This window comes from Micromonospora arborensis (genome assembly GCF_003205615.1).
GTDB lineage: Bacteria > Actinomycetota > Actinomycetes > Mycobacteriales > Micromonosporaceae > Micromonospora > Micromonospora arborensis.
Genome location: NZ_PYBV01000057.1, coordinates 1 through 23,454 on the forward strand (window position 1 = coordinate 1; position 23,454 = coordinate 23,454).

22 protein-coding genes are annotated in these 23,454 nt (G+C 72.7%); 11 read left to right on the plus strand and 11 right to left on the minus strand.

Features of this window, described 5'->3' with window-relative positions; genetic code table 11:
• From C7C45_RS30825 to C7C45_RS30850, 6 genes are all read left to right on the plus strand, one after another.
• Positions 1 to 532, plus strand: a 532-nt coding sequence (locus C7C45_RS30825) for a cytochrome P450 (protein ID WP_146247454.1), incomplete at its 5' end; no start/stop codon positions are given.
• Positions 529 to 1,326 carry an isocitrate lyase/PEP mutase family protein gene (locus C7C45_RS30830; RefSeq protein WP_110568060.1) on the plus strand — a complete coding sequence of 266 codons (798 nt, stop codon included), beginning with the start codon at positions 529 to 531 and terminating at the stop codon, positions 1,324 to 1,326. The genes C7C45_RS30825 and C7C45_RS30830, both read left to right, overlap by 4 nt.
• Before the next feature lie 159 nt (positions 1,327 to 1,485).
• Positions 1,486 to 2,454, plus strand: a complete 969-nt coding sequence (locus tag C7C45_RS30835) for a DUF5715 family protein (protein WP_110568062.1) — start codon at positions 1,486 to 1,488, stop codon at positions 2,452 to 2,454.
• A gap of 4 nt (positions 2,455 to 2,458) precedes the next feature.
• Complete coding sequence (locus tag C7C45_RS30840) at positions 2,459 to 4,048, plus strand: asparagine synthetase B family protein (RefSeq protein ID WP_110568064.1); 1,590 nt, start codon at positions 2,459 to 2,461, stop codon at positions 4,046 to 4,048.
• 277 nt (positions 4,049 to 4,325) lie between these two features.
• On the plus strand, positions 4,326 to 7,019 hold the full coding sequence (locus C7C45_RS30845; protein WP_110568066.1) for a fibronectin type III domain-containing protein: 2,694 nt from the start codon (positions 4,326 to 4,328) through the stop codon (positions 7,017 to 7,019).
• A 64-nt stretch (positions 7,020 to 7,083) separates the two neighbouring features.
• Complete coding sequence (locus C7C45_RS30850; protein WP_146247455.1) at positions 7,084 to 7,968, plus strand: hypothetical protein; 885 nt, start codon at positions 7,084 to 7,086, stop codon at positions 7,966 to 7,968.
• On the opposite strand, the gene C7C45_RS34290 is transcribed toward C7C45_RS30850, so the two are convergent.
• From C7C45_RS34290 to C7C45_RS30895, 9 genes are all read right to left on the minus strand, one after another.
• Positions 7,956 to 8,237, minus strand: coding sequence for a PqqD family protein (locus C7C45_RS34290; protein ID WP_167454884.1), 282 nt, complete (start codon positions 8,235 to 8,237; stop codon positions 7,956 to 7,958). The two genes, C7C45_RS30850 and C7C45_RS34290, sit on opposite strands and share 13 nt — an antisense overlap.
• Complete coding sequence (locus C7C45_RS30860; protein WP_110568072.1) at positions 8,234 to 9,376, minus strand: asparagine synthase-related protein; 1,143 nt, start codon at positions 9,374 to 9,376, stop codon at positions 8,234 to 8,236. Before C7C45_RS30860 ends, C7C45_RS34290 begins: the two co-directional genes overlap by 4 nt.
• A gap of 8 nt (positions 9,377 to 9,384) precedes the next feature.
• Positions 9,385 to 10,245, minus strand: a complete 861-nt coding sequence (locus tag C7C45_RS30865; protein ID WP_167454885.1) for an ABC transporter permease — start codon at positions 10,243 to 10,245, stop codon at positions 9,385 to 9,387.
• Positions 10,242 to 10,856: an ABC transporter ATP-binding protein gene (locus C7C45_RS30870; RefSeq protein ID WP_110568076.1), complete on the minus strand. Its 615-nt coding sequence runs from the start codon at positions 10,854 to 10,856 to the stop codon at positions 10,242 to 10,244. Before C7C45_RS30870 ends, C7C45_RS30865 begins: the two co-directional genes overlap by 4 nt.
• 34 nt (positions 10,857 to 10,890) lie before the next feature.
• Positions 10,891 to 11,046, minus strand: a complete 156-nt coding sequence (locus C7C45_RS30875; RefSeq protein ID WP_110568078.1) for a lasso RiPP family leader peptide-containing protein — start codon at positions 11,044 to 11,046, stop codon at positions 10,891 to 10,893.
• A gap of 120 nt (positions 11,047 to 11,166) precedes the next feature.
• The gene (locus C7C45_RS30880; RefSeq protein WP_167454886.1) at positions 11,167 to 11,574 is read right to left on the minus strand and encodes a lasso peptide biosynthesis protein; all 408 of its coding nucleotides are present in this window, start codon (positions 11,572 to 11,574) and stop codon (positions 11,167 to 11,169) included.
• Positions 11,567 to 12,493, minus strand: coding sequence for a nucleotidyltransferase family protein (locus tag C7C45_RS30885; RefSeq protein ID WP_167454887.1), 927 nt, complete (start codon positions 12,491 to 12,493; stop codon positions 11,567 to 11,569). Before C7C45_RS30885 ends, C7C45_RS30880 begins: the two co-directional genes overlap by 8 nt.
• A 269-nt stretch (positions 12,494 to 12,762) precedes the next feature.
• Positions 12,763 to 13,980: an ArsB/NhaD family transporter gene (locus C7C45_RS30890; protein ID WP_244200658.1), complete on the minus strand. Its 1,218-nt coding sequence runs from the start codon at positions 13,978 to 13,980 to the stop codon at positions 12,763 to 12,765.
• Between the two features lie 339 nt (positions 13,981 to 14,319).
• A complete protein-coding gene (locus tag C7C45_RS30895) occupies positions 14,320 to 15,753 on the minus strand; it encodes an LVIVD repeat-containing protein (RefSeq protein WP_110568086.1) in 1,434 nt (477 codons plus the stop codon).
• A 138-nt stretch (positions 15,754 to 15,891) separates the two neighbouring features.
• Here C7C45_RS30895 and C7C45_RS30900 point away from each other — a divergent pair, with 138 nt between their 5' ends.
• From C7C45_RS30900 to C7C45_RS30910, 3 genes are read left to right on the plus strand one after another with little or no spacing between them, the layout of a single operon-like run.
• The gene (locus C7C45_RS30900; RefSeq protein WP_110568088.1) at positions 15,892 to 16,605 is read left to right on the plus strand and encodes a DUF305 domain-containing protein; all 714 of its coding nucleotides are present in this window, start codon (positions 15,892 to 15,894) and stop codon (positions 16,603 to 16,605) included.
• A 25-nt stretch (positions 16,606 to 16,630) separates the two neighbouring features.
• Positions 16,631 to 17,842 carry a sensor histidine kinase gene (locus tag C7C45_RS30905; protein ID WP_110568089.1) on the plus strand — a complete coding sequence of 404 codons (1,212 nt, stop codon included), beginning with the start codon at positions 16,631 to 16,633 and terminating at the stop codon, positions 17,840 to 17,842.
• A complete protein-coding gene (locus C7C45_RS30910; protein WP_110568092.1) occupies positions 17,839 to 18,504 on the plus strand; it encodes a response regulator in 666 nt (221 codons plus the stop codon). Before C7C45_RS30905 ends, C7C45_RS30910 begins: the two co-directional genes overlap by 4 nt.
• A 182-nt stretch (positions 18,505 to 18,686) precedes the next feature.
• On the opposite strand, the gene C7C45_RS30915 is transcribed toward C7C45_RS30910, so the two are convergent.
• Together C7C45_RS30915 and C7C45_RS30920 are read right to left on the minus strand one after the other, a co-directional pair.
• Positions 18,687 to 19,949: a nucleotide sugar dehydrogenase gene (locus C7C45_RS30915; RefSeq protein WP_110568094.1), complete on the minus strand. Its 1,263-nt coding sequence runs from the start codon at positions 19,947 to 19,949 to the stop codon at positions 18,687 to 18,689.
• Between the two features lie 124 nt (positions 19,950 to 20,073).
• Positions 20,074 to 21,450, minus strand: a complete 1,377-nt coding sequence (locus tag C7C45_RS30920) for a serine/threonine-protein kinase (protein ID WP_110568097.1) — start codon at positions 21,448 to 21,450, stop codon at positions 20,074 to 20,076.
• A gap of 536 nt (positions 21,451 to 21,986) precedes the next feature.
• Between C7C45_RS30920 and C7C45_RS30925 the strand changes: the two genes are divergently transcribed.
• Together C7C45_RS30925 and C7C45_RS30930 are read left to right on the plus strand one after the other, a co-directional pair.
• The gene (locus C7C45_RS30925) at positions 21,987 to 22,619 is read left to right on the plus strand and encodes an RNA polymerase sigma factor (protein ID WP_110568099.1); all 633 of its coding nucleotides are present in this window, start codon (positions 21,987 to 21,989) and stop codon (positions 22,617 to 22,619) included.
• A 16-nt stretch (positions 22,620 to 22,635) separates the two neighbouring features.
• Positions 22,636 to 23,415, plus strand: a complete 780-nt coding sequence (locus C7C45_RS30930) for a hypothetical protein (RefSeq protein ID WP_110568101.1) — start codon at positions 22,636 to 22,638, stop codon at positions 23,413 to 23,415.
• The last annotated feature ends 39 nt before the right edge of the window (positions 23,416 to 23,454 follow it).

The following is a 23,454-nucleotide window of genomic DNA, read 5'->3' on the forward strand; positions in this document are numbered from 1 at the left end:
GGCGCCGCCGGCCGCGCCGGAGGTACGCGCGAACCTGGTCGGTCTGCTGGTGCAGGCGTGCGACGCGACCGCCGGCCTGATCGGTGCCGCCGCCCACCATCTGCTGCCTCCGCCCGGCCGCCTGGCGGGCGGCGACTCGCCCGGCGCGGCGGGGACGGCGGAGCTGTTGGCCGAGGTGTTGCGGCTCGACCCGCCGGTACGGGCGACCCGGCGGGTCACCGCGACCGAGGTGCGACTGGGTGGGCGGGATCTGCCGGCGGGCAGCCCGGTGCTCCTGCGTTTCGACGCGGCCAACCGTGACCCGCAGGTGTTCGCCGAGCCGGCGGCGTTCCGGCCGGGCCGGCCGGGTGCTGGCCTGCTGACCTTCGGGGTGGGTGAGCGCGGTTGCCCCGGCGACCGGCACGCCCTGGCCCTCGCCACCGGGGTGCTCGACGTGCTGCGCGAACGCTGCCAGCGCACCCCTGCCCCGCTGTGCCACGAGCCGCACCCGACCCTGACAGTTCCGAAGACCCTGGAGGTGAGCGTCCGATGACCAACCGTCGTGCGGAGTTTCGCGCCCTGCACCACGCGGGCCGACCGCTGCTGCTGCCCAACGCCTGGGACCACGCCTCGGCGGCGGCGCTCGCCGCGCGCGGCCACCGGGCGATCGGCACCACCAGCCTCGGGGTCGCCGCAGCCGCGGGCCGACCCGACGGCACCGGGGCCACCGCCGCCGAGACCCTGGCGCTGGCTCGCCGGCTCCGCACGCTGCCGGTCCTGCTCAGCGTGGACGTCGAGGCCGGGTTCAGTGCTGATCCGGCGGCCGTGGCCGAATACGTGGCGGAGCTGGCCGGGCTCGGCGTGGTCGGAATCAACCTGGAGGACGGGCGTACCGACGGCACCCTCGCCGACCTTGCGGACGTCGCCGACAAGGTTGCCGCGGTGAAGGCGGCGGTGCCGGACCTGTTCGTCAACGCCCGCACCGACACCTGGTGGCTCGGGGTGGACGACCCGCTGCCGCAGACCCTCGCCCGTGCCCGCGCCTACCAGGCGGCCGGCGCCGACGGGATCTTCGTGCCGGGCATCGTCGACCTGGCGACGCTGCGTGTGCTCACCCAACGGATCGACGCTCCGCTGAACGCGCTGTACCAGCCGGGTGGTCCAGGGCTGGACGACCTGGGTCGCGCCGGAGTGGCCCGGGTCAGCACCGGCTCCCTGTTGTTCCGGGCCGCGCTGGCCGCCGCGCTCGCCGTCGCCGACGGAGTACGCGCCGGCGGGCTCGACGTGCTGGACGGGCTGCCGTCGTACGCCGAGGTGCAGGGCCTGGCGCCGGCGGGTGGCGACTGACGGCTCCCACCTGGCCCGCCGCGGTGGTTGGTCCCGCCCAGCCGACGTCGGGCTCTCTTCGGGGTGAATCGGAGGAATGTTCGGTCCATTCCGGTCCGGCTGATTACGGTGTGTTTTAGGGCGAACACCCAGTGCCATGATCGGAGAAGGGACCCCGTCATGCGAGTGCCCAGCCGTAGCCCGGGACAGCAGCCCGGTTCGCCCGTCTCGTCCACCGCTCCCGCCCGCCGCCGGCCCTCCGGCACGAGCCCCCGCCGCCTCACCGCCGCCGAGCCCGACCTGGTCGCCTACCGGGCCGCCGTCGCCGAGTTGCTGGTCGAGGTCGGTGCCCTGGCCGACGCGGCCAGCGCCCGGGCCCGCCAGGTGCTGATCGACGAGCGGCTGCGGGAACCGGCGCTCGCCGCCGTCCTCGACGCCACCCCGCAGGGGCTGATCGGGGCACGCGAGACGCTGCTGCTGGAGATGGCCCGCTACCAGCCGAACGAGCGCACCTCGGCCCGTGACCTCACCGCGCTGGTGCGGATCTACCTGCTCTCCCGCATCGACGTGCTGTGGTGGCAGGACGCTCCCACGTTCGTCACCGACGACCAGGTCAACGGCAGCGCCGACCTCGTCGACCTGGAGTGGTTGCGCCGCCGCGACCTGCTGCGGTTCCGCTACCAGGAGCAACCCGCCACCGTGCTGGGCCGCGCCGCCCGCGGGCTCCGACGTCGACTGCGTCCGGACTCCACCCCGCAGACCGCCGGGCTGCTGTTCCGTCGCGCCCGCCGGGAGGTGGTGGCGCTGCTCAACGACCTCGCGCGGGAGTTCGCCGCCGCCGCGCCACCGAACACCCCGCCGCTGTGGGTGACCAGCCTGGTCCGCAGTGCCGAACACCAGTACCGGCTGCGTCGCCTGGGCTACGCCGCGATGCTGCCGAGCGGGCACTGCCTCGGCTACTCCGTCGACGTCGAGCTGACCTGGTTCGAGCGTTTCGGTGCCCGGGAGGCGCTGGCGGAGCTGCTGCTGACCCGGCAGGAGACCGGTGACATCAACGTGATCGACGAGGGGCAGGCCTGGCACCTGTGTCTCGCGCCCGCCGCCCGGCGTCGCCTCCGCCGGGCGTACGAGGCCGAGATGGGGGTCTGAGCCGGTGTGCGGCATCGCGTTGAGCATCGGCCCCGAGGCCGACCCGGCGACCTTCCGGCGGATGCTCGCCGTCCTGGCCCCTCGCGGTGAGGTCACCGAAACCCGGTCCGAGAGGGGGCTGCTCGCCGGCACCCGCCGGCTCCGGGTCGTCGACCGGGACCGGGCGGTGCAGCCGTGGACCTCGACCGACGAGCGCTGGCTGCTGTGCTTCAACGGCGAGATCTTCAACTACCGGGAGCTGCGGGCGCAACTGACCCGCCTGGGTCAGGCGTTCCGCTCCGAGAGCGACACCGAGGTGCTGCTCGCCGCGTTCCAACAGTGGGGCGAGGCCGCGGTGACCCGACTGCGCGGCGAGTACGCGCTCGCCGTCGTCGAGCGCGCCACCGGCCGGGTCTACCTGGCTCGCGACCCACTCGGGGTCAAGCCGCTGTACTGGTCCCGTCGACCCGGTTGCCTGCACCTCGCCTCCGAGGTCAAGGCGCTGGTCGGGCACGGGGCCCCGATCGCCGAGGTGCCACCCGGTCACCACGGCTGGGCGGAGGCGGACGGGCACGTGCGACTACGCCCGTACGTCGACCTGCTCACCATCGGCGAGGGCCTGCCGGTCATCGACGACCCGGACGAGGCCGCCCTGCTCGTCCGTGCCGCGCTGAGCGACGCCATCCGGATGCGGGTGGAGACCGACCTGACCGTCGGGGTGGTGCTCTCCGGTGGGCTGGACAGCTCGGTGACCCTGCGGCAGGTCCGCGACATCCACCCGGACTGCGTCGCGGTGACGGTCGGTGCCGCGGACAGCCCCGACGTCGCGTACGCCCGGCGGCTCGCCGCCGACCTGGACGTGCCGCACGTCGTGGTCGAGCTGCGTCCGCGCGACATCCGGCTCGCCGACGTGCGCGAGGCCATCCGGATCTCCGAGCTGACCGAGTACGGCGACATCATCAACGCGGTCGTCTCGGTGCCGATCTTCCGGCGGCTGCGCGACCTCGGCATCAAGGTGGTGCTCACCGGCGACGGCTCCGACGAGCTGTTCGGCGGGTACCCGATGTACCGCCAGGTCGCCCCGGCCGCGGCCCGGCGACTGTTCCTGCACCGGATCCGCAACCTGTGCCGGACGGAGTTGCAGCGGGTCGACCGGGCCGCCATGGCGTATGGGGTGGAGGCCCGGGTGCCCTTCCTCGACCTGAGCGTGGTGGAGTTGGCGATGCGGCTGCCGCTGGACCTGAAGGTGCGCCACGGGCAGGAGAAGTGGATCGTCCGGCGGGCGTTCGCCGATGTGCTGCCCGACTACATCCTGCGCCGCCCGAAGAACCCGATGTCGTACTCGTCGGGGCTGCACGAGCGGGTCCGGCTGTACAAGCCGCTCTTCGCCCGGCTGCACCGCTCGTTCGGCTACGACCTGCAGGAGCCGGTGCGCCGGGATTTCGACACCGTGTTGAGCCGCTGTGGCAACGACCTCGACCGGGCCATCGCCGACGGGTTGGACCGGCCCGACTACACCGTGCTGGAGCACGCCCGCGACCTGGTCGGTGCGGCGAAGTGGAACGCCGCACCGGTGGTCCGCCGTCTGGTCGGCCCGCGCCCCGCCCGCCGCTGACCGTCGCTCGGCCGCAGTCGGGTTCCGGACAGCCGCCGCCCACGGGAGGAAATTCCCACCTCCCCATATCCCCTTTGACCTGGGATAACTGGTAGATGTAGATAGAGAATCGTCGCTCAATACGTGAAAGCCATTCCGTGAGCGACGGTCGGATTTCCGCCAGTCGCCCTGCGGCCGGGGGATCAGGCGCGTGGCCGCCGAGGACTAATCAGCCGGTCGCCCGTCTCCTTCCTCCATCCGCGGTGGTCCTCATCCCCGGAAGAGGGAGAAAACATTCATGTCTCCAGTGCTCCGTGCCCGTCCACGGGCCGTCACGGCATGCGCCGCAATCCTGGCGCTGATCATGAGCCTGCTGGTCGCGCCCACGGCGGCCTCGGCTCGCGCCCCGAGTCGTGCCCCGACACCCGCGATCGCGCCGGTGACAGCGCCGGCCGTCGCCCTGGAGCGGGTCGCCCAGGCGGCCGCCCCGGCGCAGCCACCGGCCGCCCCGGCCAAGCCGACCGCGTCCTGGCGTGCCGGCACGGCGACGGTGAAGTGGAAGGCACCGGCTGACCGCGGCTCCGCCCTCACCGGCTATGTGGTCACCGCCTACCGCAACGGTAAGAAGGCGAAGACGGTCACCTTCGACGAGTCGAAGACCACCCAGAAGGTCGAGGGTCTGACCGCCAAGGGCACCTACACCTTTACCGTCGCGGCGAAGAACGCCGAGGGCACGGGCCCTGCTAGCAAGCCCTCCGCGGGTGCCAAGATCATGGCGTTGCCGAGCGCACCCACCATCATCGCGGTCACCGCCGACACGGCCACTGCCCTGCTGAGCTGGACCCCCGGCCCCAACGGCGGCTCACCGATCACCAACTACATCGTCACTCCCTGGGTCGGCGGCGTGCGTCACCCCGCACAGACCTTCGGAGCGTCCACCACCAACACCGTCACCGGGCTGATCCCCACCACCGCCTACCGGTTCACGGTGGCCGCCCGTACCGCCGAGGGCACCGGCCCCGACTCGCCCCTGTCCGATCTGGTGATCGCGAACGTGTCGCCGACGCTGCTGTTCGAGCACCCGACCGAGGCGACCGTCGGCATCGCCTACGTGGCCACCCTGAACATCACCCACGGTGTGCCGCCGTTCACCTGGTCGATCGCCTCGGGCAGCCTGCCACCGGGGATGCTGCTCAACCCGCAGACCAACGGCATCTCGGGCGTACCGACCACCCCCGGGGAATACCCGGTGGTGATCCGCGTCAACGACGCCAACGGACAGACCGGCACACGCCTGATCGTGCTCGTCGTCAACCAGGCGCCGACACTGACCTTCCCCCCGCCGCCGCTGGGTGAGGTGGACGCGCCCTACGCCGAGCAGCTCAACGTGGTCGGTGGTACCGCACCGTTCGTCTGGAGCCTGGCCTCCGGCGCACTGCCGCCCGGGCTCACACTCGACCCGGCGACCGGCCTGGTGTCCGGCCGGCCGACCCTGGTCGGCGCGTTCCCGTCGACGGTTCGGGTGACCGACGCCAACGGCAAGAGTGCCACCCGGGCGATCCGGATCCTGATTCAGCCCGAGAGCGTGGCCACCCTGACCGCGTCCACGAACGCCACCACCTTCGGCACCGCGGTGCAATTCCAGGTCATCGTCGGCCCGGGCGTCGCCGAGGGCAGCGTCACCCTCATCGACGAGTTGCCCAACGGGGTGGAGACCCCGCTCGGCACCTTCCCGCTGGCCCTCAACGTGGCCAGTTTCCAGATCTACGTACCGGCCTTCGGCCACAACCAGTTCCGGGCGCAGTACGACGGGACCGGCCCGTTGGGCGAGGCGGTGTCCAACGAGGTCGTCGTGGAGGTCTCGGCTCTGCCCCGTCAGGTCGCCATCGACCAGTTCGCACAGTCCGGCATCAGCGGTCTCACCGACCAGTTCGTCTCGATCGTCAACAGCACCGCGATCAACCTGCCGATCGCTGGCTTCAAGGTCGAGGCGCCGGGTGGGTTGTCCATCACCATTCCGGGCTCGGCGCGGCCGCTGCCGCCCCGGCGGGGCTACCTGATCGCGGCAGCCAACTACTCCCTGTACAACATCCAACCTGACCTCATCGTCCCCAGCCTCGGACAGGGCGGGTTCCGGGTGGTCGCACCGGACGCGGCGAACACGGTCACCGATCGGGCGGGCTCGACACCGGGCTTCTCCGAGGGCCCGCCACTGCCGGCCTTCAACGCGCCGCCGTTCGTTCCGCACGCCTGGAACCGACTCCGGATCGCCGGCAACCTGAAGGACACCGCCAACAACCAGGCCGACTTCCGACTGGTCGCCACCGTGCTCGGCCCGATCAACGGGGTCCCGTCCACGCTCGGCAGTCCGTCCCCACAGAACACCCTCGGCACCTACCAGCAGAACGCCGCGGTGCAGTCGACACTGTTCGACCCGAACGTGGCCGCGTCGGTCGCGCCCAACCGGGTCCGCACCCCGAACAGCCTGGTGATCCGCCGGACGCTGACCAACCGGTCGTCCGCACCGATCACCCAGGCGCGGATTCGGATCACGTCGCTGAGCGCGGAGAACGGCGCCCCGTACCCCGGTGGACCGTCGCCGGCGGTGCACTCCAACCTGCGGTTGGTCAACCCGGCCAACGCCACCACCTCGATCACCATCAGCGATGGTCGTACGTTGCTGGTGCGCAACCTGTCGATGGATTCGCCGGCTACCAACCCGCCGGGTGGCGGGCTGGGCACCACCCTGACGATCCCGCTCGACCTGGGTGGTCTGGCACCGGGTGCGTCGATCAACATCGCGTTGACCTTCGCGGTGGACACACCCGGATCGTGGTGGGTGGCGTACGACGTGGACGCGATCGGCGGGGGAGTCGTCCCGACGGTGGCGGCCTCCGCGAAGGGCGCCAAGGCAACCAAGCAGCGCGCGGCAGACGCCAAGCGGCTGAAGGAGTCGCAGAAGTTGACCGTCGACAGCGGCACGTTCCGCTGACGCTCGTCGCTTGAAGGTGCGGGTGGCGCGTCACCACGAGCGCCACCCGCACCGTGCGCTGTCCATGATCGTTGAGCAGGTGATGAGCGGGGAGATCATGTCGACACCCGGGCGAGGCGTCTACGGGCTGCGGGTGCACGGCCTGGACAAGGTGTCCGAACTGCTGCCGGCCGAGGGCGTCGCCCTCGGGTGGCCCACCGTGCGGGTCCGCCAACTCGACGCGCCGCCACCGCCGCCGGTGCCGCTCGACAACCGGCGGGGCACCCGCGTCCTCGCCGACGGGCGGACCCTCGCCCTCGACCGGGTGGCGGGCACCGCCACCTTCTACGGTCCCGCGCTCACCCCGGACGTGCTGGCCCACCCGTACCTCGCGCCGGTGGCGACGACCGTCAACCGGTGGGTCGGCCGGGAGGCGTTCCACAGTGGAGCTTTCGTGCTCGGCGGTCGGGCCTGGGCGGTGCTCGGCCCGCGTACCGCGGGCAAGAGCAGCCTGCTCGCCGCCCTGGCCGCCCGGGGCGTACCGATCCTGACCGACGACATCCTGGTCGTCGACGGCACCGACGCCTTCGCCGGCCCCCGCTGCGTCGACCTGCGGCAGCCCGTGCCGGGGGCGGCGCTGCCCACCTGGCCGGTCCGGGCCGGCGACCGGCTGCGCGTCGGGCTGCCCCCGATCCAGCCCTGCGTCCCACTGGGCGGCTGGCTCTTCCTGCGCTGGGGCGACGCGGTCACCCTGACCCGACTGCCTGGCACCACCCTGCTGGCCCGGCTCGCCGGGCAACGGTCCTTCGGTCAGTTGCGCTCCGACCCGGCGGCGTTGCTGTCGATCGCCGCCCTGCCGGCGTGGGAGCTGACCCGGCCGCGCGACTGGGCGGCGCTCGACGACACCCACCGACTGCTCGCGGACACCATCACCGCCAGCCGGGCCGTGGGCTCCGGTCAGGGCCGCTGAAGCAGCAGCCCGTGCCCGTGCAGATCCTGCAGGAAGGCGGCCACGTCGGCTCGGGCCCGTTCCCGATCCACCGCGGCGGTCTCCTCCAACGCGGTGACCAACTCGGTGCTGGTGGCGCCGGCCACCAGGCGTTGCCAGAGCAGCGCGCCCGCCGCGTCCAGCCCGAAGTAGACCGAGTTGGCGGTGTCCAGGACGACCACCTCGTCGCCGGCCACCCGCCAGGCCACCCGGTCCGGGTCGACCCGGTGCACGACCTCATGCTGTGTCACGACTTGACCTCCAGGTTGATGTCGGAACGCGTCGGCCGGCTGGCGGCACCGGCCGGGTTGGCGGCCAGCCAGAGCTGTTGGACCAGGCTCGCGGTGCCGCCGGGGACCGGCCAGTGGGACCAGACCCGGCGCAGACCGTCCGGGTCCACCAGGTGCGGGTCGGCGCCGGAGCCGTCCCAGGAGCGGACGAACTCCCGGGTCGGCGTCCGGAAGAAAACCTCGAGAAAGCGGGCCTTGCGGCGGGGCGCGGTGACCTCGGCCGGCAGGGCTCCCCGGACGATCTCCGCGAGCAGCCGGTCCCGGCCGATGTTCCGGCGATCACCGGCCAGCATTGCCAGCGCGGTCAGGAATCCCTCGTCGAGCAGCGGTTGAATCGCGGTGGCCTGGTGCTCGGCGGCCAGCGCGGCCAGCGCCGAGCAGGTCATCCGTAGGTCACGACGCCGGGTGTGCCAGGCAGCCCGGTGCCGCAGCTCGCGCGGCTCCGCCCGCTGCTCTGCGCGCAGCGACCGGTGCGCCTCCCGGGCCACCGAGGGGCGCAGCCAGGGAAACATCGCCGCGGGCCCTTGACGGGTACGCGCGGCGTGCCGCAGCCACCACAGGCGGTCGCGCAGCGAGGCCGCCGGCGGGCGACGCCACCCGGCCAGGATCTGGTCACCGCCGGCTCCGGTGAGCAGTGACCCGCCGGAGGCCAGCTCGGCGATGGGCAGGTGCAGGTGCAGATTGACCGGATGGAGTACCCCGTGGCGGTGCAGCAGTCGGCGGGCCACCGGCCCGACCAGGTCCAGGTCGTCGTCGGCCCGCAGGATCTGCCACGATCCGCCGATCCCCAGAGCCCCGATCACCCGTTCCTGCCAGTCCGACTCGTCGGCCCGGGGAGCACCGGTGAACCGCCAGGTGACCGGCACCGGATCCGGCAGCCCTTCCCGGCGGGCCGCCCGGACGGCCACCGCCAGAATCAGCGACGAGTCCAACCCGCCCGAGAAGCTGACCACGCACGGGGGCCGGGACAGGCCGGCCAGCACGGCGGCGTCGAGCGCGCCCAGCGGGTCCGCTACGCCGGCCGGCACGGTCCGACGCGGCGGCGGAGCGACACCGAGCAGCGTGCCGGTGGCGAGGTCGAACGGGGTCGGGCGCAGCATGTCGTACCTCAATCGCGTTTCAGGGTGCCGCGGCCGGCGGCGACCCGCAGCGCCCGCGCGAAGGCCCAGCTCGACACCGGCAGCAGCAGGGCGGTGGCGCCGAGCAGCGTGCCGGCCGACCAGGCCCACTCGCCGCCGGCCAGCGCGGCACGCAGGCCGTCCAGGGCGATCCGGCTGGGTAGCACCGCGGTCAGCTCCGGTAGCGGGCCGGGGAGTCCGGAGACCGGGAAGTACGTGCCGGACACGAAGGTGAGCCCGACGACGAAGAGCCGGGCGGCGGCGTCGCCGTGCCCGAGCGCGACGGTGAACGCCGCGAGCGCGATGCCGATGCCCATCAGGGACGCGGTGCCGGCGATCAGCATCACCGCGACTCCCCACCAGTCGGCCCGCTCGGTGCGCAGGCCGAGCACGGTGCCGAGGATCGTCAGGTAGACGCAGGAGCGCAGCAGGGCGAACAGGAACGGGTAGCCGGCGGTCCCGATGGTCAGCGCGGTGACCGGTACGGGTTGGGCGGCCAGTAACTCCAACGTCCCGCTGCGCTGTTCCCGGATCACCCGGCTGGTCAGTTGTGTGGTGGCGGCCTGCAGGATGAGCAGGAAGGTGATGCCGACCGCCACGAAGTCGAAGTAGCTCGGCGAGTGCGCGAGGTCGGTGCCGGAGGACGGGGTGAGCGCCCGGGAGATGAACAGGAAGACGACCAGGTTCACCACCCCGAAGGCGAGGTCGAGGAACAGCGGCAGCCGGAACTGGCGTGGGTCGCCGAGGTCGCGGCGGACCAGCGCGAGGATCATCCCGACCGGACTGGCGCCGGCGGCCCGGCGACCGACCGGCCGGGTGGTGGTCGTGGCCGCCGTGGTCGGCGTCGTCATCGCACGGTCGGGAGGGTCAGCGCGGACTGGCACCGGCTGCGGTCGTCGGCGAGGTGCGACGCGATCAGGCAGGTCAGGTCGGGTCGCCGATCGAGTGCCTGCCACAGCAGCAGCCGGGATTTCTCGTCGAGGGATCGGCCGGGCTCGTCGAGCAGCAGCAGCGCTGGTTCGGCGACGAGTGCCCGCGCGATGCTGACCCGGGCCCGCATCCCCGCCGAGCATCGTTCCACCGGGACGGTGGCGTAGCCGGTCAGGTCCAGTTCGGCTTCGACCCGGGCGACGGCCGGGCGGACAGCCTGCCGTGGCAGCCGGAGGCGGGCCACGAGGGCCACGTTCTCCCGCGCCGACAACTTCTCGTACAGGCCCTGCTCCGGGGCGAGGCAGACGCCGGTCAGGCGTCGGGCGGGCAGTGAGCCGACCGGGTGGCCGCCGACGGTGGCCTGTCCGGCGCTGAGAGTCAGCGTGCCGGACAGGCACCGCAGCAGCGTGGTCTTACCGGATCCATTGCTGCCGCCCAGGAACACGCGGGCACCGACCGGAACGTCGAGGTCCAGGTCGGTGAAGATCACCCGACGCCCGAACCGACGCTGTGCCCGGCGGACCGTGAGCATCGGCGGTCCTCCCACGATGTCGGGCGGCGACGGATCAGATCGAACCGTCGCCGCCGCCACCCAGGCCGTCGTCCGGTCCTACGGTGCCGCCCTTGGTCAACTCGGCGAGGGTGCCCAGGCGCTGGATGGTCGGCGGCCGGTAGTCCGCAGCGGCGGTCTGGGCGGTGTCCGGCTCGCGGTTCGATGTCATGGGTTCTCCCTAGTCGTTCGGTGTTTTACCAGCATAAACGGTCATCTGGTGCTTTAGATGCATTGAAGGCTGAAACGTCGCACCACGTCAATAACCACCCAGCAACTGTCAGCGACACGGTCAGAGCAGCCACGCGCTTGGGACGGGGCGGCGCAGAATCTCCCCCAACTCGTGCTGGTGCGGATCCGGATCACCGTCGAGCCAGGCGTGGGCGTGGAACCCGGCCCCCGGCGCGCTGACCCCGATCACCACGGTCCGCGCCACCCGCCGCCGGGCGAACCAGCGCTGGAGCACCAGCGCGCTCTCCAGGCAGTTGCCACCGCCCCGGCCCAGCGCCCGCCGGACCAGCGCGTCGGTGCCACCGGGCGGCGGTGCGGGCAGGCGTACCGCGTCGAGCCCGCCCCGGGCGAGCTGACGGCGTACCCGCCGGCAGGCCAGCAGCGTCCACGCCACCACGACCAGGCCGAGCGGCCCGTGCCGGCGGGTGACCCGGGCCAGAGCGCGCAGCGTGCGTACCGGGTCAGCCATGCTGCCGCCGCCGCGCGGTCCGCAACTCCCGCAGCACCCGGGGCAGCAGCCGGACATGCCGGCCGATGCGGCGGACGTACGCCCACAGCAGGCCCAGCCGACCGTGGTGCGCCCGTGCGTCGAACTGCCGCAGGTGCACCGGCAACGGCAGTACCAACCGGGACAACACCCGCAGGCGGTGTCCCGGCCCGGACACGTCCGCCAGGTGCGCCAGGCCGACGGCGGTGGGAGTGGCCAGGCGGGCGGCGAGCCAGGCCGACGACGGGCCGCGCGTGGACGACAGGCCGAGCTGGTTCGCGACTGCCACACCGGCCGGCAGCAGCCCGAGCCCGACGGTGAACGCCGGCACCGCGTCGCAGCGCGCGGCGAGCCGACCGGCCGCCTCCCAGGTGTCGGGGGAGAACACCGCCAGTGCCCGGGCCAGGTCCCGGGCCGGCTTGCCGAAGCCGGCGGGACTGGCGGCATGCAGGGCGGCGATCAGGGCGGTGCCGGCCTCGTCGGGCACGAGGACCCGCCCGCCGGCCAGGTCGAGGTGGTCCGCCCCCAGGCGCAGCGACCGCCACAGTTCGTCGTAGTCACCGACTCCGGCGAAGCCACGGTGCAACTCCATCGTCAGCGGCAGTGGCCCGGGTGCGTGCCAGGGCTGCTCGTGCCAGGTCGCGGCGACGACGTGCAGGTCGAGAGGGAGCCTCGGCCGGTAGCCGGCGGCCTGGAGGGCGGCCTGCGCGGCGGTGACGGTGGCCGGTGCGACGAGCAGGTCCACGTCGGCGTAGAGCCGGTCGACACCGAGCCGGCGGGCCAGGCCGGCACCCTTGAGCAGCACGCTGTCGACGCCGTGTCCGGCCAGCACGTCACTGGCGGACACGGCCAGGGCGTCGAGGGCCAGGCAGCGCACGGCGAGGCCGGGGGAGACGGTCACCGCAGGGCCCCCACCAGCGCGCGGAGACGGTACGACAGTGACATCCAACCTGCCTTTCGGGTCGGCGACACCGGGCTCGGAACGGCGGCACGCCGTCAGCTTCGGCAGGCGGCCGGGTACGAGAAAAGGGGCCAATCCGAAACCAACTCAGCTATATCGACATATGGCGATTTCTGGTATACCACACTTCGGCAGCTCAGGAGGTCTGCCGACCACTGGCGGGCCGCGCCGACAGGGCAGGCGGGCTCGGCGGCCGGTAGCTGCTCCGGTCAGCCGACCAGCAGCAGCGCGCCGATCGCGGCGAGCGTGCCGACGACCGCGAGCAGGGCGCTGGTCAGCACGAACCGGGTCAACGGCACGGCCACCCCGGCCGCCCGGCACCGTTCGAACCACAGCAGGGTGGCCAGCGACGCCCAGGGGGCGGCCAGCGGGCCGACGTTGGTGCCGATCAGCAGGGCCAGCAGGCGGGTCACGTCGCCGGTCGGCAGCACCGACTCACCGGCCAGGTAGGCCGGCAGGTTGTTCACCGCGTTGGCCAGCAGTGTCCCGGTAGCGCCGGCGCGGATCGCGCCGCCCGCCCCGCCCTCGGCACCGAGGAGATCGCCGACCAGGTCGTCGAGCCCGTGCTGGCCGAGGGTCTGCACCACCAGGAACAGGCCGGTGACGAAGAGCAGCAACCGCAGTGGCACCAGCCCCGGGCGCAGCGTGGCGGGGGAACGGACGACGAACCCGATCAGCACGAGCGTCAGCGCGACGGTGGAGGCGAGGCCGATCTCCACCCCGGCGAGGATGCCGGCGACGAAGAGCAGGCAGCCGGCGAGCGCGACGCGGTGCAGCACCGGGTCGGCCGGCACGTGCCGGGCCGGCGGAACGAAGCGCCCACCAGCGGGCCGGTCCCGCCGCCACCACGCGTGCCAGAGCAGCGCCATGGTGACCGCCACCGCGGCGACCTGCGGCAGTGCCATCCGCTCGGCATAGGCCAGCGGGGTCAGGCCGACCCGGTCGGCGGCCAGCAGGTTGGTCAGGTTCGCCACCGGCAGCAGCAGGCTGGCGGTGTTCGCCAACCAGACCGTGGTGACCGCGAGCGGGCCAGCGGGGACGCGCAGAGTGCGCGCCAGCGCGAGCAGCACCGGCGTGAGCAGCACGGCGGTGGTGTCCAGGTTGAGCACGAGGGTGGTCAGCGTGGCGAGGCCGCCGCAGAGCAGGAACAGCGCCGCCCACCTGCCCCGGGAGACGATGGCGAGCCGGCTGGCCAGGACGTCGAAGACGCCGGCCACGGCGGTCAACTCGGCGAGCACGATCACGGTGCCGAGGAACAGCAGCAGCGGCAGGATCCGGTGCAGGGTGGTGGTGGTCTCCGCGCGCGGCAGCAGGCCGCTCAGCGCGCAGCCCGCGCCGGTCACCGCGAGAACGACCGCCACCAGGTCGAGCGGGTGCGGACGCCAGCGCACGGTCGGGGCGGGCGAGGCGCCAGCGGGAGCCTTCACGTCTGACCACGTTCGCATAGCGCGTCCGACCGGCCGACGGCCAGCCCTCGACCTCGTGACCAACCCCACCGGGATTGCCCCCGAACTGCGGGCGGACCGCACGAAGTAGTCCCGGCGCACCTCTTGTTCAGCCCCCTTTGCTCTGCTTCCCCCCAGGCAACACCACGTGTCCGCTATCCGGACGTTGGGTGTTGCGTGGGGTGAAGCAGAGCAAAGGGCACGCTCAGGGCTGTCCGGGGGTGGGCCGAGCGTGCGAGCGGGCACGAAAGCCGCCCGCTCGAACGTCGTCAGGCCCGGCCCCCCGAGAGCGGGGACCGGGCCTGACGTGGTGCGTGGCGCCTACCAGCCCAGGTAGCTGGGTTGGGTCTGCACGTTCAGTTCGTTGTAACGGGTCAGCTTGGCCGTCCAGGTCCGCCAGTCGTTCAGCTCCAGGACGTCCAGGCCCTTCACCATGTCGTTGGAGTAGATGTGGCCGTTGTAGTAATACGCGGACCAGGTGCCGCCGCCGACGAGCGAGTCGGCCGAGAGCGGGCCGCGCTCCCAGAAGGCGATCTCCTTCGGCTTGGCCGAGTCGGTGAAGTCCCAGACCGAGATGCCGCCCTGGTACCACGCCTGGACCATGATGTCCCGACCGAGCACCGGGACCAGCGAGCCGTTGTGCGCAACGCAGTTCTCGGTGTCGGCGTTCACCCGGGGGATCTTGTAATAGCTGCGGAAGGTCATCTTCCGGGCGTCACCGCGGCCGGTGATGTCGTAGATGGCGTCCGCGCCCCGGGTGGGTCCGACAGCCTCGTTGCAGGTCGCCGCCCCGCCACCACCCAGCTCGTCGGTGAAGATCACCTTGGTGCCGGAGTTGTTGAAGGTGGCCGAGTGCCAGAACGAGAAGTTGGCCTCGTCCCGGATCCGGTTGATGACCCGGGGCGCCTCCCGGTTCTTGATGTCGAGCAGGACGCCGTCACCCATGCAGGCGCCGGCGGCCAGGTCCTTCGACGGGTAGGCGGTGATGTCGTGACATCCGGCGGTCGCCGAGCCCGTCGGGCTGCCGGGGAAGCCGCCGTCCGGGAAGAGGTTCGGCGTCGCGACCACGGCCGCGTCGGTCGGTTTCTTCAGCGGCACCTTGACGATCGAGATGGAGTCGTGCGGCGGCTGGCAGTCCGGGAATTCGGCCCGCGGGGAGTACGACGAGACGTACAGGTAGACGGCCTTGCGGTCCTTGCCCGGCACCAGAGTGTGGGTGTGTGAGCCGCAGGCCGTCTCGACGGACTTGATGTACCGCGGGTTGGCCTTGTCCTTGATGTCGAAGACCTTGATGCCCTCCCAGGACCCCTTGATGTCCGCGCCCTGCGCCGTGCTGTTGCAGGAGTCGTCGCTGCGGGACGAGTCGGTGGAGAGGAAGAGCAGGTCGCCGTGGACGGAGATGTCGTTCTGCGACCCCGGGCAGAGCACCCGGGCCTTGACCGTCGGCGCGCTGGGCCGCGAGATGTCGTAGATGACGAAACCGTTGTAGTTGCCGGCGAACGCGTACTTGCCCTGGAAGGCGATGTCGCTGTTGGTCGCGTCCAGGGGCGCGACCTTGGGCACGTTGGCGATCTGGCGCAGGTTGGGGCTGCTCACGATCTCGTCGACACCGGGGATCGTGTTGGCGGGGGCCGACTGCGGCGCCACCTGGGCGTTGCTCGCGGGGGCGACGAGCGCGCTGGCGACGAGGAGGCCGGTCGTGGCGACCGCCACGATGCGGAGTCGTCGTAACCGGGGCATGGGGGGTCTGATCATCGGCGAGGCCCTTCGCAAGGGGAAGATGATGGTCGACACCTTACCGGCCGACGAAGATCGTCGATGTGACCTGGCTCACATCAAAGTGGGTTCTTCAATGGATAGCATCGCGATGACCTCGACACCAGGGAGTGGCCCATGACCGACCGGCGCGCACGAACCCTGGCGATCGTCACACTGGCGCTCGTGCTTCCGCTGGTGGCGTTCATCGTGATCCGCTCCGGAGGCGACGCCTCCACGGGCGCCGCGCGGTCGGCCGCCGCGCCCGCGACCCCCGCGCCCGCCGCGACGCCGACGGTCAGCCCCGTACCCACCGACCTGACCGTCATCGCGCCCGGCCGCCCGGGTGAGTCGCCGAGCACCCGCGCGGCCCACGAGGTTCGCGACGCCGGCCCCGCCCCGCACAACTCGATGGACGTCTGGTTCGTACGGATGATGATCCCGCACCACGCGCAGGCCCTGGCCATGGCGGAACTCGCGCCCGACCGCGCCGCCGACCCCGACATCCGTGCCCTCGCCGACCGGATCCGCGCCAGCCAGGGGCCAGAGATGGGCCTGATGCGTGGCTGGTTGCAGACCCGCGGCCTCCCGGCGGAGGTCCAGGGGCACGACCACGGCACCATGCGCGGCATGCAGTCACCCGAGGCGATGCGGCAGCTCGCCGCGGTTCGTGGCGCGGACTTCGACCGGCTCTTCGTGCAGATGATGACCGCGCACCACGAGGGCGCCATCGAGTTGGCCACCAACCTGCTCACGGTCGGCTCCGACCTGACGCTCAACGAGTTCGCCAACTCGGTCGCCACCGAGCAGACCGTGGAGATCCAGCGGATGCGTGAGGTCCTCACCCGCTGAGCGGGCCCCGCGGCACGTACGCTCGGTGACCGTGACACGCACGATGCTCGGTCGCCCGCTGCGCGGCGTCGCCTTCGACGTGGCCGTCTCCGCCGCGGTGGCCCTCATCGGCCTGGCCGGCGCGGTCAACCTGGCGGGCGGCTGGGCGGCCGTGCTGGTCTGCGCGGGGATGGCCGTGGCGCTGCTGTTCCGCCGCGCGCATCCGGGCGCGGTGACCGTGGCGGTGGCGGCGCTCGGCCTGGTGCAGGTGATCGCCCAGTGGGGTCCGCTGCCCTTCGACGTCGCCGTCCTGATCGCGCTCTACAGCGTGGTGAAGTACGGCAAGAAGCTGCGCGACGCGGTGCTCGCCGGTGTGGCCGCCGCCGTCGGCGTGGTGCTCGCCGCCGTGCAGACCCCGGGCGTGATCATCTGGTGGGTGACCGCGCTGTGGTACGCGCTGGTCACCGGTGCGGTGTGGCTGGTCGCGCTGAACGTGCGGACGCGCCGGCTCTACGTGCTCAGTCTGGAGGAGCGGGCCATGACCCTGGAACGCGAACGGGAGGCCGAGTCCCGGGCGGCGGTCGCCGAGGAGCGTACCCGGATCGCCCGTGAGCTGCACGACGTCGTTGCCCACAGCATGGCGGTGATGATCGTCCAGGCGGACGGCGCCCGGTTCATGCTCGACCGTGACCCCGCCCAGGCGCGCACCGCCGTGAGGGTGGTCGCGGACACCGGCCGGGCCGCACTGGAGGAGATGCGCCGGCTGGTCGGCGTCCTGCGCGACGCCGGGCCGTCCGGCGGGGACGGGCTCGCCGTGGCCGCCGACCCGGAGCACCGGCGCCTGGCCCTGGCCGAGCTGCCCGACCTGCTGGCCCGGTTCGGCGACGCCGGGCTGCACATCCGCGACACGGTCACCGGTGAACCGCCGGCCCTGCCCCCGGGGTTGGAGTTGACCGTCTACCGGGTGGTGCAGGAGGCGCTGACCAACGCGCTCAAGCACGCCGGCGTCGGCGCCGTCGTCGAGGTCGCCCTGGCGTACACCGCCGAGGCCGTCGTGGTCCGGGTCCGCGACGACGGTCGCGGCCGGCCCCTGGTCAGCCCGGCGCCGTCCGGTGGTCACGGTCTGCTCGGCATGCGGGAGCGAGTGACGGTGTACGACGGCAGCCTCACCGCCGGCCCCCGGCCGGCCGGGGGCTGGCAGGTCGAGGTCCGGCTGCCGCTACCGTCGGACGGGGCAACGGAGGTGATCGCGGCATGACGATCCGGGTGGTGATCGTGGACGACCAGGCGCTGGTGCGTGCCGGGTTCCGGATGGTGCTGGATTCCCAGCCCGACCTGGAGGTCGTCGGGGAGGCGATCGACGGTGCGGACGCCCTGCGGGTGCTCGCCCGCACCGAGGCCGACGTGGTCGTGATGGACATTCGGATGCCGACCATGGACGGCGTGGAGGCGACCCGCCGGCTCTGCGCCGAGCGGCCCGCGGGCCCGCCGCGGGTGCTGGTGCTGACCACCTTCGACACCGAGGCCGACGCGTTCGCCGCCCTGCGGGCCGGGGCGAGCGGGTTCCTGCTCAAGAACGTCCCGCCGGAGGAGCTGCTGACCGCGATCCGGGTGGTGGCCCAGGGCGACTCGGTGGTGGCCCCGTCGATCACCCGGCGGCTGCTGGACCGGTTCGCCGGGCAGCTCGGCGCAGCCCCGAGCGCCGACCCTCGCCTCGACCAGCTCACCGAACGGGAACGGGAGGTGCTGCTGCTCGTCGCCCAGGGGTTGTCCAACGCGGAGATCGCCGCCGAGGTGCACGTGGCCGAGGCGACGGTGAAGACCCACGTCGGGCGGATCCTGGCGAAGCTCCACCTGCGCGACCGGGTCCAGGTGGTGGTCCTGGCGTACGAGAGCGGGCTGGTGACACCCGGCGGATGACGGCGCGTACGACCTGGGGCGTAGGGGTCGACGGGCACACCGCGACCCGGGTCGCACGCAGGTCGAGCGAGGCGCTCGCCGACCAGTGATCGGCCGCGCCGCCGCCTGGCGTGTACCGACGGACATCCGCCGGCCGGTCCCGCCGTCTTCCCCGGCGGCGGGACCGGCCAGCGGTGCCGGGTCTACAGGCGCTCGACCATGGGGCCGACGCACCGGTTACGGGTGTCGAAGACGTAGGTGGCGTGCCGCACCACCAGGTCGTAATCGAAGGTGTCGTGGTCGGTGACCACCACCACCGCGTCCGCGGCGCGCACCTCCCGCTCGCTGAGCCCGACCACGGTGACCCCGGCCGGGATCTGGTGCGCCTCGGCGTACGGCTCGACCGCGTGGACCTCGGCCCCGAGGGCCTGCAGCCGGCGGGCCACGTCGACCGCCGGGGAATCCCGCATGTCGCCGGTGTTCTTCTTGTACGCCAGTCCGAGCAGCAGCAGCCGGGCGCCGCTGACCGCACGGCCGTTGCGGTTCAGCCCCGTCATGATGCGCTGCGCCACGTGCTCGGGCATCTCGTGGTTGATGTCGTTGGCCAGCTCGATGAAGCGGAACTGCCGGCCGAGGCGGCGCTTGACCTGCCACGAGAGGTAGCACGGGTCGATCGGCAGGCAGTGCCCACCGACGCCGGGACCGGGCCGGAACGGCAGGAAACCGAACGGCTTGGTCTCGGCGGCGTCGATCGCCTGCCAGACGTCGATGTCGAGGTGGTGCGAGAGCATGGTCAACTCGTTGATCAGCGCGATGTTGACCTGGCGGAAGGTGTTCTCGATCAGCTTGGTCAGCTCGGCGACGCGGGTGGAGTCCACCGGCACGGTGTTCTCCACGAGGCGCTGGTAGAACTCGTCGACCCTGGCCAGCGACGCCGGGTCCACGCCGGAGACCACCTTCGGCGTGTTCTCCAACCGCCAGGTCGGGTTGCCCGGGTCGATCCGCTCCGGGCTGTAGCCGAGATGGAAGTCACCGGGGCTGCGCAGCCCGCTCGCCGATTCCAACAGCGGACGCAGCAACTCCTCGGTGGTGCCGGGGTACGTGGTCGATTCCAGGATCACCGTGCAGCCCGGGCGTACGTACGGGCCGATACCGACGCCGGCCTGCTCGACGAAGCTCAGGTCGGGAGTGCCGTCGCGCAGCGGCGTCGGCACGGTGATGACGCAGATGTCGAAGCCTTCGGCATCGGTGTACTCGGTGCTCGGGTTGTACCGGCCACTTCCCAACGCCCGGCCCAGCCGGTCGGTCGGGATGTCCTCGACGAACGACTCGCCGGAGGCGAGACGCTTCACCCGGTCGGCGTCGACGTCGAGGCCGACGACGTCCAGCCCTGCCTCGACCGCGCGCATCGCCAGCGGCAGTCCGACGTACCCCTGACCGATCACGACCAGCTTCTCAGCGCTCACACAGGCTCCCGCAGCAGATGGTGGATATGGCCTGCGGTGAGCCTAGAGGCGCTTTCGACTGCTCACGTCCGTTTTGGGGATATCGGTGCTGGTGGGGCTGTCGCGGCGGGCGGAACCGCCGCCCTCAGTCGGCCTGCGGTCCGCCCGGCGCGCTCGTCGGGCTCTCCGGCGGGTTCGACGGGGGCGGAGTTGTCGGGGTCGTCGGAGGCGTATCCGACGGGGCGGTGGTCGGCGGGGTCGTCACCGTCGGCGTCGCCGTCGGCGTCGGCGGGCTGGATGTCTGGCTGGGCGGCGTGGTCGCCGTGGTGGAGGCCGAGACGGACGGAGAGACGCCGGGAGCGGGCGGCCGGTCGGGCCGGCCCGTCTCGACGCTGGTGACCTGCTCGTTCGCCGCCGGCAGATCCAGCGGACCGGTCGGTGTCGCCGTCGGTGAGGTGGTCGGCAGTTTCACCGCCGGCTCGTCGTCGGCATTGTGCGTCGCGCCCAGTGCCGCGCCGAGCCCGACCAGCGCGACCAGGACGGCCACCCCCGCGCCGACCAGCGGCCCACGCCGTCGCTGACGCCCAGCCTGGGGCCCACCCGCCACCGCCGCGCCGGCCGGCACGTCGGTACGGGTGCCGGGCCCGGCGTCACGCAACGGGACGGCGGCCGCCATCGCGGTCGGCGGCTCTCCGCCGGTGACCGCGGTCCGCGCGGCCTCGGCCATCGCCGCGCCGCTGGTGAACCGGTCCAGCGGGTCCTTGGCCAGGGCCCGGGACACCAGGGCGCGAACCGCCTCGGGGATCTCGTTCGGCAACTCCGGCGGCTCGTCGTCCAGGTGTCGAACAGCGACCTGGAGCGGGTTGTCGCCGGTGAACGGCGGACTGCCGGTGAGGCAGCAGTAGGTGACCGCACCCAGCGCGTAGATGTCGGTGGCACCGCTGACCGGCCGGCCGGCGGCCTGCTCCGGCGCCATGTAGAGGGCGGTGCCGGGCACCGCGTTGGTGCTGGTGATGCTGGTGATGTCGGTGGAGCGGGCCACGCCGAAGTCGACCAGGACAACCGTGCCGTCCTCGTGCACCAGCAGGTTGCTGGGCTTGACGTCGCGGTGCACGATGCCGCCGCGGTGCGCCGCGTTCAGTGCCGCGGCCGCCTGGGCCACGATCGACATCGTCTCGGCCACGTCGAGTCGGCCGGCCGTCTCGATCCGCTTGGACAACGGCTCGCCGGCGACGAACTCCATGACCAGGTAGTCAGCCCGACCGCCGTCGGGCAGGTCTTCGGCTCCGCAGTCGAAGACCTGCACGATGCCGGGGTGCCGCAGCGCCGCCATGATCCGGGCCTCGGCCCGGAAACGGGCGATGAAGTCGGGGTCGGAGACGAGCGCTGGCAGCAGAACCTTGACCGCGACCTGCCGGCCGAGGATCAGGTCCGAGCCACGCCAGACGTCGCCCATACCGCCGGTGGCGACACGTTCGTCCAAGCGGTACCGACCGCTGAGTACGACCTCCGATGACAACACGGCAATACCGTACCCAGCGTGGCGCGCGGCGGCGCAGCACGGCCGGTCGGCTGAACGAGTGAGACGGATCAGGTCATCCGGCCTGACCTGCGTGGACGCTGCGTCTCCGTGACGACGCGACGACGTGCCGTGACGAAAAGCGACATATTTCAAGGTACGGGTGCTCGACGGCGACGACGGAGCACCGCTAGGTGGCGATCCGCGCTCTTCGGTTACCGGCCGTGACGACGACACGCCGTCGTGCAGGGTTGATAATTGTCACTCTTCCGTGACAAGGTGCCGACTTGTCGCGCCGCTGGGGCCCGTCCTAGCGTTAGCCCGGCTCGGGTCCGCCCGGCGATCTCGGCGGGCAGCGCGCCGAGCCGACCGCCCTGGCGTTGGCCCACCAGACATCTCCACCGACGACCCCCCGTCGCGGTGGGATCAGATCGGCGGAGGGCGGTGCGGGTGTTGATCGGGCGGACGATTCGTACCGCGTGGTCCGCCTCCCCGTGGCCGATCCTGCCGCAACGCGCCGGACACCGTGTGGGCCGCGGATGACCGGCGAGCTGTCGGAGGCGGTCACGGCGGCGCAGGCCGGCGACGAGGACGCGTTCCGCCTCCTCTACCGCAGCCTCCAGCCGGGTCTGCTGCGGTATCTGACCGCTCTCGTCGGTGCGGACGCCGAGGACGTCGCCTCCGAAACCTGGTTGCAGATCTCCCGCGACCTGCCCCGCTTCACCGGTGGCGAATTCCGCGCCTGGACCGTCACGATCGCCCGCAACCGGGCAATGGACCACCTGCGTCGGGTGCGCCGCCGACCGTCCCTGCCGGTCCCGGTGCAGGCGCTCGTCGACCTGGCCAGCGACGCGGACACGGCTGAGGGCGCCAGCGAGACGATCGGCACCGAGACCGCCCTGGCGCTGATCGCCACCCTGCCTCCCCGCGAGGCCGAAGCAGTCCTGCTGAGGGCCGTGATCGGGCTGGACGCGGGATCCGCCGGTCGGGTGCTGGGCCGCCGGGCCGGCGCCGTCCGGACCGCCGCCCACCGAGGTCTGCGACGGCTCGCGGCCCTGCTGGAGCGCCAGGCCCGGGCCGAGCCGTCCGTCGGGGTCGAGGGCGTACCGTCGCCCCGCACGGGCAGCGGCCCGTCCCTGCGGGCACCGCACACCGAGCCGGCGGACGGCTGACGTGAGGGGATTCCGGATGAACCCGTTCGGGCGGGCCGACCGTGCCGAGACCGAACGGCTGCTCGACTCGGTCCGCGCCGCGTCAGAGCAGGCCCGTCGCGCCGCGCCGCCCGCCGGGGACGCGACGTCAGCTCAGGTCCGCGTGCCTGCCCCAAACGAGCCGGTGGCCGGGCTGCTTGCCGCAGCCGCCGGCCCGACTCGGCCCGGAGAGTTGGCCGGCGAGGAAGCCGCGCTGGCGGCGTTCCGGGCCGCCCGGGCCGACCCGGCGCCGACCGTGCCCCACCGGCCGCGCCGTCGGCGCCTGACCACCGGCGCGGTGGCCTGGGTCGGCGCGGTGGCGGCCACCGCCACGGCGGGGGCCGCCTTCGCCGCGGTCACCACCCGGGACTGGGCCCCGGACCCGGTCCCACCGGCGCCGCCCGGCACGTCACCGACCTCCGACAAGGGGGCGACCACGCCCGGCGAGCCCAGCCGATCGGCGTCTCATGGCACGCCGTCGCCCGGTACGCCGTCGCAGGTCCCACCGTCTCCTGGCCTGCCGCCTCCCGGCACCCCGCCAGCGCACACCCCGGCCGAGGGCCAGTTGCGGGGCCTGTGCCGCGCCTGGCAGGCCAAGAAGCCCGAACAGCGGGAGAGGGCGTTGCGGACGCCGGCGTTCGAGAAGCTGGTGACCGCCGCCGGCAGCGCCGACCAGGTCGAGGCGTACTGCCAGCGGCTGGTGCCCGAGCCCACGCCGTCCGAACCGGTGAAGCCCACGCCGCCGCCCCCGCCGACCGGTCGCCCCACCCCCAGGTAACGGGCCGGCGGCCGGCGCGTTTCCGTTCCGCCCTGCACG